This is a genomic window from Mesobacillus sp. ABV4_180 (assembly GCF_056158485.1).
Genome location: NZ_JBSWTJ010000001.1, coordinates 3,092,096 through 3,105,844, shown reverse-complemented (window position 1 = coordinate 3,105,844; position 13,749 = coordinate 3,092,096). Strand labels below are relative to the sequence as shown.

Here is a 13,749-nt window from a genome sequence, read left to right as displayed (position 1 = left end):
AGTATCTTAAGATGACTATAGTTTAATAAGTCCTTTAAAGACAGTCCCGTGAGGCTGAGAAGGAAACGGATTTGCATCAGGCATATTTGTGTGCCCTGCTGCAAGCTAACACCACACGTTTACCCTCTTGCCTAATCTGGCAAGAGGGTTTTTTACTTGGTCCGTTTTCAAACCATAGACAGAGAAGGAGTGAAAACAAATGACAGAAAAAGCTGTAGTACTCGATAATCAGGGGATTCGCAGAGCATTGACGAGGATTGCCCATGAAATCATTGAAAGAAACAAGGGAATTGAAGACTGTGTACTAGTCGGAATCCGGACAAGAGGAATTTATATCGCGAGAAGGCTGGCTGAAAGGATCCGTGAAATTGAAGGTGCGGAAATGCCGGTTGGAGAGCTGGATATTACCCTTTACCGCGATGACCTGACAAAAAAGACAAATGATCAGGAGCCCGAGGTAAAAGGATCAGACATCCCGGTCGACATCGCCAATAAGAAAGTGATCCTGGTGGATGATGTACTTTATACAGGCAGGACAGTCCGCTCAGCGATGGACGCGTTGATTGATATAGGTCGCCCCGCGACAATCCAGCTTGCGGTGCTGGTTGACAGAGGACATAGGGAACTGCCGATCAGAGCGGATTTTGTCGGAAAGAACATCCCGACATCAAGCTCTGAAAAAATCGTGGTCGAACTGCAGGAAGTTGACGAAGAAGAACGAGTAAGCATTTTTGAAAAATAAATAGCCCTTTTAAACGCAGTCCAGAGAGGCTGAAAAGGGGGAGCGCATCGCTGATGGCTTTGTGCGGGCTTTTTTGCCCAAACCCTCTTTGCACCTTCTGGCAAAGAGGGTTTTTTTATAGGGGCTGACCAAGGCGCTTGCGCATTTGTTATAAAAGAGAGGGGAATAAACATGAACAAACCAATCCTGGACATAAAAGACGTACCTTCACCAATCCAATGGTTCACACTAAGTCTTCAGCACTTATTCGCCATGTTCGGCGCAACGATTCTTGTACCTTATCTGGTGGGCTTGAGCCCCGCAATCGCATTGATTTCAAGCGGGCTTGGCACGATTGCTTTCCTGATCATTACGAAATTCCAGGTGCCTGCTTACCTTGGATCATCATTCGCTTTCATTGCTCCTGTCATTGCGGCTAAGGCCGGCGGCGGACCAGGTGCCGCAATGGTCGGAACCTTCCTTGCAGGTCTTGTATACGGGGTTGTTGCCCTGATTATCAAGAAGGCTGGCTACCGCTGGATCATGCGCCTGCTTCCTCCGGTAGTTGTCGGACCGGTGATTATCGTAATCGGACTCTCACTCGCAGGTGTTGCAGTAGATATGGCAATGAACGAGCCAGGCACCAGCAATTACAGCCTGATTCATTTCTCCGCTGCTCTGGTAACACTTGCAGCAACAATCGTCTTCACGATTTATGGTAAAGGTATGCTAAGCATGGTTCCGATTCTTGGAGGCATCGTTGTCGGATATGTCTACTCCCTGGCAATTGGAATCGTAGATTTAAGCGGGGTAAAAGCAGCAAAAATCTTTGAAATGCCAGATTTCATCATTCCTTTTGTCCATTACGATGTAAGCATCAGCTGGAAACTCGTGCTGCTGATGGTCCCGGTTGCGATCGTAACAATATCAGAACATATCGGCCACCAGCTTGTACTGAGCAAGGTTGTCGGCAGAGATTATATCAAAGAACCCGGTCTTCACCGCTCTATCCTGGGTGACGGAATGGCAACGATGATTTCCGGTCTGATTGGCGGACCTCCGAAAACAACGTACGGTGAAAATATAGGTGTCCTCGCAATTACGAGAGTGTACAGCGTTTATGTCCTGCTTGGAGCAGCTATCATTGCGACAGTATTCGGTTTCATCGGTAAAATAACTGCTCTGATCAGCTCAATCCCAACTCCGGTCATGGGCGGCGTATCCATCCTGCTGTTCGGGATCATCGCTTCATCAGGTTTGAGAATGCTTGTAGACAGCAAAATCGATTTTGGCAACACTCGCAATCTTGTTGTCTCCTCGGTCATCCTAGTAATCGGCATCGGTGGAGCTTTCATCAAGGTAAATGAAAACTTCGAAATACATGGAATGGCTTTGGCAGCACTGATTGGGGTCATCCTTAACATTGTCCTTCCAGGCCGTCCGGAAATCGAAGAAGATATGTTTGAAGAAGATGAAAAAAAAACTGAGAAAAAGCACGATGTAGCATAGTACCATCTTTTAAAAAGGTCCAGAGAGGCTTAAAAGGGTGTTATGAGCGAACCGGTTTATTCACCATGCACAAAATCCAGCGATGTCGCGGATTTTTGCCGGCAAAAGCTCACAGTAAAGCACCCTGTTATCAGACAGGGTGCTTTTTTTCTAGAAAAATAAGGGGGCTGACGAATGATGAAATGGGACCTGTTGACCACATCGCTATTGAGTATAGAGGAGATCATGGAAATCCTTAAGACTGCGGACGATTTTTCTAAAGGCATGACATGGAAGCCTAAAGGAAAAATGTTCATCAGCAATTTATTCTTCGAGCCAAGCACAAGGACAAAATCCAGCTTTGAAATCGCAGAACGCAAGCTGGGGCTTGAGGTGATACCGTTTGAGGTGCAGACATCAAGCGTCCTTAAAGGCGAGACATTGTATGACACAGTCAGGACGCTTGAAGCGATTGGCACAGATGCGGTCGTGATCAGGCACAGCGCGGACAATTATTTTTCTGAACTTGAAAAGGGGATTTCGATTCCGGTCATCAACGCCGGTGATGGGACTGGCCACCATCCAACCCAGTCATTGCTTGACCTGATGACGATCCAGCAAGAATTCGGAAGCTTTAAGGGACTGACAGTGACGATCATCGGCGATATCCTCCACAGCCGTGTTGCGAGGTCGAATGCCGATGCCCTGGTAAGGCTTGGAGCAAATGTTGTTTTTTCAGGACCTGAAGCCTGGGTGGGCATTAATCATCTTCCTGCTGGCTGCAGATACATGACTGTCGATGATGCCATTAAGGAAGCAGATGTGGTCATGCTGCTTCGAGTACAGCATGAACGCCATGACGGCAGCATACTTTTTGATAAAAATGATTACCATCATCGATTCGGCTTAACGATTGAGAGGGAGAATCAAATGAAGGAGATAAGCATCATCCTCCATCCAGCACCGGTCAATCGCGGTGTCGAAATCGCGGATGAATTAGTGGAAAGCACGAAATCAAGAATCTTCAAACAGATGGAAAACGGAGTATACATAAGGATGGCAGTGTTGAAAAAAGCACTCGAATACAAGAACGGGGGAATGAAACATGTCAATGTTGATCAAAAATGGCAAATTGCTTACTGAGAACGGGTTTGAAGCAACTGATATTTTAATAGAGGATGGGAAAATAGCAGCCATTGGACCTCAACTAGTAGCCGATTCCCAACAAATCATCGATGCCGAAGGGAAATTGCTTGCACCGGGATTTATCGATTTGCATGTCCACCTGCGCGAGCCGGGAGGAGAAAAGAAAGAAACGATTGCGACAGGAACGAGGGCTGCGGCACGAGGTGGTTTCACAACAGTTGCTGCCATGCCGAACACTAGGCCAGTTCCTGATTCAAAAGATCAGCTCGAATGGCTTCAGGAAAAAATTCAGCAAACTGCTAAAGTCCGTGTTCTGCCATATGCTTCGATTACGATCAGGGAGCTTGGCCAGGAGCTCACTGAGTTTTCTGAATTGAAGGAAGCGGGTGCTTTTGCCCTGACTGATGACGGTGTCGGAGTACAGTCTGCAGGAATGATGCTCGAAGCAATGAAGAGGGCTGCAAAGCTTGATATGGCAATCGTCGCTCATTGCGAGGACAATACATTGATCAACAAAGGCTCGCTCCATCAGGGAAGGAAAGCCGAGGAGCTGGGAATCAACGGAATCCCTTCAGTGTGTGAGTCTGTACATATAGCAAGGGATATCCTGCTAGCCGAAGAGGCAGGCTGCCACTACCACGTCTGCCATATCAGTACGAAGGAATCTGTCAGAGCGGTGCGAGATGCGAAGCGGTATGGCATTAAAGTCACAGCTGAGGTAACACCGCATCACCTGCTTTTAAATGAAGATGACATTCCCGGAAATGATGCCAACTATAAAATGAACCCACCGCTAAGGAGCAAGGCGGACCAGGAGGCATTGATTGAAGGGCTGCTCGACGGGACCATCGATTTCATTGCCACTGACCACGCGCCGCATACAAGCGAGGAAAAGGCAGAGGGAATCCGGCTTGCTCCATTCGGTATTGTCGGGCTTGAAACAGCATTTCCGCTTTTGTATACACACTTGGTGAAAACAAACATCATTACTTTAAAACAGCTGATTGAGTTTTTGACTGCCAAGCCTGCGAAATCATTCGGGCTGCCATATGGAGTGCTAAAGGTTGGGGCTCCTGCTGACATCGTCGTGATTGACCTTGACGAAGAAAAAGAAATCAACTCAGATGAATTCTTATCAAAGGGAAAGAATACACCATTCACAGGCTGGAGCTGCAAGGGATGGCCTGTTCTAACGATTGCTGAAGGAAAAATAGTCTGGGAAAAGGGAGTTGTAACAGCATGAAGAAACAATTGATTCTGGAAGATGGAACGGTCTTTGTGGGTAAGGGTTTTGGAAGTGAAAAGGCAACAACAGGCGAGGTTGTTTTCAACACTGGGATGACCGGCTATCAGGAAATCCTTTCTGATCCATCTTACTGCGGCCAGATTGTGACACTAACCTATCCTTTGATTGGGAATTACGGAATCAACAGGGATGATTTTGAATCCATCAGTCCCTCAGTCCATGGCATGATTGTAAAAGAAAGCGCGGATTTCCCTTCCAACTGGCGTTCGGAGCTGTCTCTGGACGAATACCTAAAAATGAAAAACATACCTGGAATCGCTGGTATCGATACAAGGAAACTGACGAAGATTATCCGCAAGCATGGAACATTGAAAGGATCCATTTGTGGAATCGATGAAAATCCAGAGGAGGTTATTGCAGCTTTAAAGAGCAAGTGCTTGCCTAACGATCAGGTAAAACAAGTATCCACAAAGACTGCATATCCAAGTCCGGGCCGTGGACATCGTGTGGTTCTCGTCGATTTCGGGCTGAAGCACGGAATTCTGAGAGAATTGAATGACCGGAACTGCGATGTCATTGTTGTCCCTTACAATACGACAGCTGAAGAAATCCTCAGCCTTAGTCCGGATGGCATCATGCTCTCCAATGGACCTGGGGATCCAAAGGATGTTCCTGAAGCAATCGAAATGATCAAGGGGTTACTGGGCAAGGTTCCGTTGTTCGGAATATGTTTGGGACACCAGCTGTTCGCCCTTGCCGGCGGGGCAGATACAGAGAAGATGAAATTCGGACATCGCGGCTCCAACCATCCCGTTAAAGATTTGCAAACAGGGAAAGTCGCACTGACTTCTCAAAACCATGGATACACCGTTAAAGAAGATTCAGTCGCAGGTACAGACCTGGAAGTTACACATATGGCCCTGAACGATGGCACGATCGAAGGACTTGCCCATAAACATTTTGCAGCATTTACGGTTCAGTATCATCCAGAAGCATCGCCAGGGCCAGAAGATGCGAACGGTTTGTTCGATCAATTCATGGAGTTAGTTGAAGCAGAAAAAAAGGAGGCTGTCATAAATGCCAAAGCGTAAGGATGTTAACAGTATATTAGTCATCGGGTCAGGCCCAATCATTATCGGCCAGGCTGCAGAATTTGATTATGCAGGAACACAGGCATGCATCGCTTTGCGTGAAGAGGGCTATAAGGTTATCCTAGTAAACTCGAATCCTGCCACAATCATGACTGACACTGAAATAGCTGATGTTGTATATATAGAACCTCTTACCCAGGAGTTTGTGGCAAGGATTATCCGCAAGGAGCGGCCAGATGCTATCCTGCCAACCCTTGGAGGTCAGACCGGCCTGAATCTGGCTGTTGAGCTGGCAAAGGCAGGAGTGCTGGAAGAATGCGGCGTTGAGATTCTCGGAACAAAGCTAGAAGCGATCAACCAGGCAGAGGACAGGGAGCTGTTCCGAAGCCTGATGAACGAGCTTGGTCAGCCGGTCCCTGACAGCGACATCATCCACAGCCTTGATGAAGCCTACACATTTGTGGAGAGAATCGGGTATCCGGTGATTGTCCGGCCTGCATTCACTATGGGTGGCACAGGCGGCGGAATCTGCAGCAATGAAAAAGAATTGATTGAGATCGTGTCGAGCGGCCTGAAAAACAGCCCGGTAGGACAATGTCTGCTAGAAAAGAGCATTGCTGGATTCAAGGAGATCGAGTATGAAGTGATGCGTGACAGCAATGACAATGCGATTGTCGTCTGCAATATGGAAAATTTCGACCCGGTCGGTGTGCATACAGGAGATTCAATCGTAGTGGCACCAAGCCAGACGCTTAGTGACCGGGAATACCAGCTCCTCAGGAACGCGAGCTTGAAAATCATCAGGGCTCTTAAGATAGAGGGCGGCTGCAATGTCCAGCTTGCACTAGATCCTGACAGCTTCAATTATTATGTAATCGAAGTAAATCCGCGCGTCAGCCGTTCATCGGCACTGGCATCGAAAGCAACAGGCTATCCGATCGCCAAGCTGGCTGCAAAAATCGCAGTTGGACTGACACTTGATGAAATGCTGAATCCCGTGACTGGCAAAACATATGCCTGCTTTGAGCCTGCGCTTGATTATGTCGTAACCAAGATTCCGCGCTGGCCATTCGATAAATTTGAATCCGCAAACCGTACACTCGGAACACAAATGAAAGCAACAGGCGAAGTCATGGCAATCGGCCGAACCTTTGAAGAATCATTGCTAAAGGCAATTCGTTCACTTGAAGCGGATGTTACACATCTCTCCTTGAAAAATAAAGACGAAATAGATGATGCATTGCTTGAAAAGAGAATCCGCAAAGCTGGTGACGAGAGATTGTTTTATCTGGCTGAAGCGATCAGAAGAGGGATCACAATCGAAGAGCTTCACGGCTGGAGCAAAATCGACTTATTCTTCCTTCATAAATTAGAGAGATTAATAGCTTTTGAGCAGGAGATTGCTGATCACCCGTTTGACTTAGAAACAGCCAAGTCTGCAAAAAGAAAGGGCTTTTCAGATACGGTAATGGCAAATCTATGGAATACGGATGAAAAAGCAGTGTACAACTGGAGGCTTGAAAATAGGCTGATTCCAGTCTTTAAAATGGTTGATACATGCGCAGCCGAGTTTGAGTCTGAAACACCGTATTTCTACGGAACATACGAGGAAGAAAACGAATCGGTGGTCACTGGCAAGCAAAGTGTGATCGTGCTTGGTTCAGGTCCAATCAGAATTGGGCAGGGGATCGAGTTCGACTACGCAACCGTCCATTCTGTAAAAGCGATCAAGGAGGCGGGCTATGAGGCAATCATCGTCAATAACAATCCTGAAACTGTCTCTACTGACTTTAGCATCTCTGATAAATTGTACTTCGAACCACTTACAATCGAGGATGTCATGAATATTATCAATCTTGAAAAGCCAATTGGAGCTGTCGTCCAATTCGGTGGCCAGACGGCTATCAATCTAGCTTCAAAGCTGGTGGACAGGGGTGTAAAGATTCTGGGAACAAGTCTTGAGGATCTTGACCGTGCCGAGGACCGTGACAAGTTTGAGCATGCACTGTCAGATCTGCGTATACCACTGCCAAAAGGAAGCACAGCGAAGTCAGTGGAGGAAGCGGCGGAAATCGCAGCAGAAATCGGTTACCCAGTCCTTGTCCGTCCTTCGTATGTACTCGGCGGCAGAGCGATGGAAATCGTTTATAAAGAGGCAGAACTGCTTCACTATATGAAAAACGCAGTCAAGGTAAATCCGGAATATCCCGTCTTGATCGACCGTTACCTGACAGGAAAAGAAGTAGAGGTCGATGCGATTTCTGATGGCGAGAATGTACTGATTCCTGGAATTATGGAGCACATTGAAAGAGCAGGCGTCCACTCAGGGGATTCCATCGGGGTGTACCCTCCGCAAAGCCTTAGTGAAGAAGTAAAACAAAAGCTTGTATCGTACACGATCGATCTTGCAAAGGGATTGAATATTGTTGGATTGCTGAACATCCAATATGTCATCGCGAATGAGGAAGTGTATGTACTCGAGGTTAATCCTCGCTCCAGCAGGACTGTTCCATTCCTGAGCAAAATCACGAATGTCCCAATGGCTAAAATCGCTACAAAGGTGATCCTCGGCCAGAGCATTAAAGAACAAGGTTATGAAACAGGTTTAGTTCCTGAGCAAGAAGGAGTATATGTCAAGGTGCCAGTGTTCTCCTTTGAAAAATTGCGCCGCGTAGACATTACGCTTGGGCCTGAAATGAAATCAACCGGGGAAGTAATGGGCAAGGATACAACTCTCGAAAAAGCATTATATAAAGGGATGATTGCTGCAGGGATGAAAATCAAAGAGTTCGGTACCGTCCTGCTCACGGTCGCAGATAAAGATAAAGAAGAAGCACTTGCGCTGGCGAAAAGATTTTCAAATATCGGTTATCAATTGATGGCGACAGAGGGTACCTCAAGATACCTGCAGACTGCCGGCATTAAGGTGAAAACTGTCGGCAAGATTGGATCGGAGGGCCAAAATCTCATAGATGTAATCCGCAGCGGGGAAGCCCAGATGGTCATCAATACGCTGACAAAAGGGAAACAGCCGGAGCGCGATGGCTTTAGGATCCGCCGTGAATCAGTTGAGAATGGAGTGCCGTGCCTGACTTCACTCGATACAGCAAAGGCCATATTAAGAGTCATTGAATCTATGACATTCTCTGCCGATGCCCTTAAGCCGATGGAGCAAGCCAAAGAAGGTGTCCATTCATGATCAGGCAGGAAAACTGCAAAATAGTCAGCAACAGGGAAATTGCCGACAATATTTATGAACTGGTTTTAAGTGGCGAGCTTTCCGCCGAAATGGAGCAGCCTGGGCAGTTTGTCCATGTGAAGGTTTCTGAGGGATTCGATCCGCTATTGAGAAGGCCAATCAGTATTTCTTCCATCGATGGTGATACATTCACGATTATTTACAGGAGGCAGGGACGAGGCACTTCCCTGCTTTCTGAAAAAAACTCAGGAATGTCAGTAGATGTCCTGGGACCTTTAGGGAATGGGTTTCCAGTTAACGAAGCAAAGCCAGGGCAAACGGCCATCCTTGTTGGCGGTGGAGTTGGAGTTCCTCCTATGTACGAATTGGCCAAACAGCTCGCCCGGAATGGAGTCAAGGTGATAAGCATAATTGGGTTCCAGACATACAGGGCTGTTTTTTACGAAAAAGAGCTGGCTGAATTCGGTGAAGTCTATGTCGCCACTGTTGATGGATCGCATGGTAGACAGGGATTCGTCACCGATATCCTGGCAGATATCGGGGCTCCGGCAGATATTTTGTTTGCATGCGGTCCTACCCCAATGCTGCGGGCGATCGAGAAAGGTCAATATGCACCAAAAACGTATCTGTCGCTAGAGGAACGAATGGGATGCGGAATCGGTGCATGCTTCGCATGTGTATGTCACATACAAGCGGATCCTACAGGATTTTCATATAAAAAAGTTTGCAGCGATGGACCAGTTTTTCAAGCGGGGGAGGTTGTCATATGAGTACACTTTCAATTAAGCTGCCGGGGCTCAATTTGAAAAATCCGGTAATGCCTGCGTCAGGGTGCTTTGGTTTTGGCAAAGAGTTCAGCCAATTATATGATTTGAGTTTACTGGGAGCCATCATGGTGAAAGCCGCGACTCCAGAACCGCGATTTGGGAATCCGACTCCGAGGGTTGCCGAGACACCGGGAGGGATGCTTAATGCCATTGGCCTGCAAAATCCCGGTCTGGAGAAAGTATACAATGAAGAACTGCCTTGGCTTGAACAGTATGATGTGCCGATCATTGCGAACATTGCCGGCTCAACCGAAGATGATTATGTGCAGGTAGCAAAACGTTTGTCAAAGGCACCGAATGTTCATGCGCTTGAATTGAATATTTCCTGCCCGAATGTAAAAACAGGCGGGATTGCTTTTGGCACTGATCCTGAAATGGCAAAGGCATTGACCAGAAAAGTAAAAGAAGTATCTGAAGTGCCTGTGTATGTGAAGCTATCTCCGAACGTGACAGATATTGTCAAAATTGCAAGGGCAGTCGAGGATGGCGGTGCGGATGGACTCACGATGATCAACACCCTGCTTGGAATGAGAATTGACCTGGCTACAGGTCAGCCGATCCTGGCGAACAAAACAGGCGGATTGTCTGGACCATCTATTAAGCCAGTAGCAATCAGAATGATCTATGAAGTCAGCCAGCAGGTATCAATTCCGATCATTGGCATGGGAGGAATCCAGTCAGCTGAAGATGTCATCGAATTTTTCCTTGCCGGGGCAAGCGCTGCGGCAGTCGGAACACAAAATTTCGTTGACCCATTGATTTGCCCGAAAATCATTGAAGAATTGCCGGATTATGTTTCAAAGCTTGGCGCTGACCATATTTCCGAATTAACGGGGAGGAGCTGGAAGAAGAATGAAAGACTCGCTTATTATCGCCCTTGATTTTCCCACAAGGGACCAGGTTTTCGAGTTCCTTAAGCCTTTTGAACAAGAACAGCTTTTTGTGAAGGTAGGCATGGAGTTGTTTTATTCAGAAGGACCGGCAATCATAGAAGAATTGAAGAAGCAGAACCATCAAATTTTTCTCGACTTGAAGCTCCACGACATTCCGAATACGGTCAAGAGTGCGATGAAGGTGCTTGCTGGCTTGGGATGTGACCTTGTCAATGTGCATGCGGCAGGCGGATCTGAAATGATGGCAGCAGCTATAGACGGATTGGATGCCGGAACACCTACCGGAAGCAAAAGGCCGTTCTGTATCGCAGTTACTCAGCTGACAAGTACTTCAGAGTTACAGGTCAGAAAGGAACAATTAATAGGTGTATCTTTGCAGGATTCGGTATTGAATTATGCTGACCTGGCAAAGAAATCCGGACTCGATGGGGTTGTTTGCTCACCGCATGAAGCTGGTTTAATCCACCGTCATCAGGGGGCCGAGTTCCTTACCGTCACACCGGGAATCCGTCCTGCAGGGAGCGGAAGGCATGATCAAAAACGGGCGGCAACTCCAGAGTTTGCAAGGGAACAAGGAATTTCAGCAATCGTCGTCGGCAGGCCCATTACACGTGCAGCAAATCCGCACGAGAGTTACCAGACGATTAAAAATGAATGGAAGGGTGTTTTTAAATGAAAAAAGAAATAGCGCAGGCGTTGCTTGAAATTGAAGCTGTAAGCCTACAGCCGGAGAATCCATTCACATGGTCGTCTGGGTTAAAGTCACCAATTTACTGTGACAACCGTCTGACTCTCTCATATCCTGCTGTCCGCAGAAAGGTTGCGGAAGGCCTGAAAAGTTTGATTGCTGAGCATTTTCCTGAAGTTGAAATGATCGCGGGGACAGCGACTGCTGGAATCCCTCATGCTGCCTGGGTAAGCGAGCTGCTTGACCTTCCCATGAGCTATGTCCGCTCAAAAGCAAAGGGGCATGGAAAAGGTAATCAAATCGAAGGAAAGGTGTCTGAGGGACAGAAAGTCGTTGTTGTCGAGGATTTGATTTCAACAGGAGGCAGTGTGATCGAAGCCGTGCAGGCATTGCGCGACGCAGGCTGTGAAGTACTCGGAGTTGTCTCGATTTTTACATATGAACTTGAAAAAGGTATTCAGCAGTTGAAGTCTGAGAAAATAACTGCATATTCATTGACAGACTTTACTGCTCTGGCAAAGCTAGCAGAGGAAAAAGGCCTGATCACCAGCGAAAACCTCGAAAGCTTAGCCATATGGCGGAAGGATCCACTCGAATGGGGAGCCGCAATTAAATAGAATGAAAATCAGCAAAAAGAAGAACCCGCCGGAGCTGTGTCCTGGCGGGTTCTTCATTGTTGATTACTTTAATTTTAATATCAGGTCTTCATTCGGTGTCACGAAAACTGTCTGCTGCTGTTCATATATCACGAATCCAGGCTTTGCTCCGGCTGGTTTCTTGACATGGCGCACTTTCGTGTAGTCAACGGGAACGGAGCTTGAATTCCTTGCTTTGCTGAAGTAGGCTGCAATCTGTGCTGCTTCAAGAATCGTTTCATCTGATGGCTCTTTGCTGCGGATGACAACGTGGGAGCCTGGGATATCCTTTGTGTGCAGCCAAATGTCATCTCTGGCAGCGGCTTTATTGGTCAAATAATCATTCTGTTTATTGTTTTTCCCGACAATGATTTCGGTACCGTCCGAAGAGATGTATTTTTCCAGGACAGGTTTAAGATTTGGTTTGTTTTTACTGCCTTTTTTTTGCCTGGCGCGAATATACCCGCCCTCGATCAATTCTTCCCTGATTTCTTCAATATCCTTCGGAGATGCTGTTTCAACCTGCTGGAGCAGGGAATCAAAGTAAGCAGCTTCCGCACTTGCTAATTCAATTTGCTCTTTTACAATATTAACTGAATTCTTGGCTTTTTGGTATTTCGTAAAATACTTTTGGGCATTTTCCGAAGGAGTCTTCCTCGGATCCAATGGGATCGTGATGGATGCTCCGTTTTCATCATAATAATTAACGACCGAAATTTCTTTCATTCCTTTTTGAGCCATGAAGATATTTGCTGTCAGAAGCTCCCCGTACAATTGAAACTGTTCTGCTTTTTTCGCGTCCTCCAAGGTTACTTCAAGTTTTTTGATTTTCTTCTCATTTTTCTCTTTTTCATTCCCGATCAGTCGCTCAAGGTCATTTCCCTGCTGCTTGACCCGGTCACGTTCTGCCTTGCCGAAATAATAACGGTCAAGCAGGCTGCTCAAAGATTCAAAGGTTTTTACTTCTCCCTTCATATGCTCGAGAGGAATCAGGTAGAAGGCTTCCTTGCTGTTTCCATATGAAATGGATGGAGTATAGGCATGATTTCTGAGTTCATCCATCACAGCCAGAAATGCCTTTGGCAGCGTAGACCGATTAGCGAGCCCGGCCTTAAAAACGATTTCCCTGGCCAAGACTGGTGAGACCCCTGCAAAATTGGCCACGAGCTGCTTATCCAGTTTGCCAGCGTTAAAATCGATGAGTCTTAACACATCTTCTTCTTGTGATTCAAACGGGTTTACTTTCTCCTGCTGCGGAGGCATGACATACTGCTGCCCTGGCATAATAGCACGATGGGTATTCACAGCAAAAGAAATATGCTTGATGCTGTCCAGAATCAGATTGCGGTTCTTATCCACAATAATGATGTTGCTGTGCCGGCCCATGATTTCAATAATCAATTGCTTGTATGAAAGATCCCCGAGTTCATTTCTCCCTTTCACCTCGAAAATGATCATCCGGTCAAGTCCGGCCTGCTTGACCTCTTCAATAATGAAGCCTTCAAGATGCTTGCGCAAAAGCATACAGAACATCGGCGGCTCATTTGGGTTGTCATATTGCTCATTTGTGAGTTGTAACCTTGCGTAGCTCGGGTGAGCAGACAGAAGCAATTTGTGGTTCACACCGTTTGCTCTTACGGCAAGGATGATTTCATTTTTATATGGCTGGTGAATTTTATTGATACGTCCTCCCTTTAGGAGGGTAGAAAGTTCGTTCGTGATGGCTCTTGTAAACAATCCGTCAAATGACATTTGAAATACATCCTTTTCTATTTATCTATCGTCATATATGTATTCTGACCATGGCTGAAATAG

The 13,749-nt window shown here is 46.7% G+C and carries 11 protein-coding genes; 10 read left to right on the top strand and 1 reads right to left on the bottom strand.

What is annotated here, in order from left to right:
• The first annotated feature begins 199 nt into the window (after positions 1-199).
• From pyrR to pyrE, 10 genes are all read left to right on the top strand, one after another.
• Complete coding sequence (gene pyrR / locus ACXAEA_RS15930) at positions 200-742, top strand: bifunctional pyr operon transcriptional regulator/uracil phosphoribosyltransferase PyrR (RefSeq protein ID WP_475096855.1); 543 nt, start codon at positions 200-202, stop codon at positions 740-742.
• A gap of 171 nt (positions 743-913) precedes the next feature.
• Positions 914-2,230 carry a solute carrier family 23 protein gene (locus ACXAEA_RS15925; RefSeq protein ID WP_475096854.1) on the top strand — a complete coding sequence of 439 codons (1,317 nt, stop codon included), beginning with the start codon at positions 914-916 and terminating at the stop codon, positions 2,228-2,230.
• Positions 2,231-2,407: 177 nt separating this feature from the next.
• The gene (locus ACXAEA_RS15920) at positions 2,408-3,352 is read left to right on the top strand and encodes an aspartate carbamoyltransferase catalytic subunit (protein WP_475098145.1); all 945 of its coding nucleotides are present in this window, start codon (positions 2,408-2,410) and stop codon (positions 3,350-3,352) included.
• Positions 3,315-4,598, top strand: a complete 1,284-nt coding sequence (locus ACXAEA_RS15915; protein WP_475096853.1) for a dihydroorotase — start codon at positions 3,315-3,317, stop codon at positions 4,596-4,598. Before ACXAEA_RS15920 ends, ACXAEA_RS15915 begins: the two co-directional genes overlap by 38 nt.
• Positions 4,595-5,692, top strand: a complete 1,098-nt coding sequence (locus ACXAEA_RS15910; protein WP_475096852.1) for a carbamoyl phosphate synthase small subunit — start codon at positions 4,595-4,597, stop codon at positions 5,690-5,692. The genes ACXAEA_RS15915 and ACXAEA_RS15910 overlap by 4 nt, the downstream gene beginning before the upstream one ends.
• Positions 5,679-8,891 carry a carbamoyl-phosphate synthase large subunit gene (gene carB, locus ACXAEA_RS15905; RefSeq protein ID WP_475096851.1) on the top strand — a complete coding sequence of 1,071 codons (3,213 nt, stop codon included), beginning with the start codon at positions 5,679-5,681 and terminating at the stop codon, positions 8,889-8,891. The genes ACXAEA_RS15910 and carB overlap by 14 nt, the downstream gene beginning before the upstream one ends.
• Positions 8,888-9,661 (top strand): dihydroorotate dehydrogenase electron transfer subunit, encoded by a 774-nt coding sequence (locus ACXAEA_RS15900; RefSeq protein WP_475096850.1) that lies wholly within the window; start codon positions 8,888-8,890, stop codon positions 9,659-9,661. Before carB ends, ACXAEA_RS15900 begins: the two co-directional genes overlap by 4 nt.
• Complete coding sequence (locus ACXAEA_RS15895; protein WP_475096849.1) at positions 9,658-10,599, top strand: dihydroorotate dehydrogenase; 942 nt, start codon at positions 9,658-9,660, stop codon at positions 10,597-10,599. The genes ACXAEA_RS15900 and ACXAEA_RS15895 overlap by 4 nt, the downstream gene beginning before the upstream one ends.
• Positions 10,571-11,287 (top strand): orotidine-5'-phosphate decarboxylase, encoded by a 717-nt coding sequence (gene pyrF, locus ACXAEA_RS15890; RefSeq protein WP_475096848.1) that lies wholly within the window; start codon positions 10,571-10,573, stop codon positions 11,285-11,287. Before ACXAEA_RS15895 ends, pyrF begins: the two co-directional genes overlap by 29 nt.
• On the top strand, positions 11,284-11,916 hold the full coding sequence (gene pyrE / locus ACXAEA_RS15885) for an orotate phosphoribosyltransferase (protein WP_475096847.1): 633 nt from the start codon (positions 11,284-11,286) through the stop codon (positions 11,914-11,916). Before pyrF ends, pyrE begins: the two co-directional genes overlap by 4 nt.
• Before the next feature lie 63 nt (positions 11,917-11,979).
• On the opposite strand, the gene ACXAEA_RS15880 is transcribed toward pyrE, so the two are convergent.
• Entirely contained in the window at positions 11,980-13,686 is a 1,707-nt protein-coding gene (locus ACXAEA_RS15880) for an Rqc2 family fibronectin-binding protein (RefSeq protein WP_475096846.1), read from the bottom strand.
• Positions 13,687-13,749: the final 63 nt, after the last annotated feature.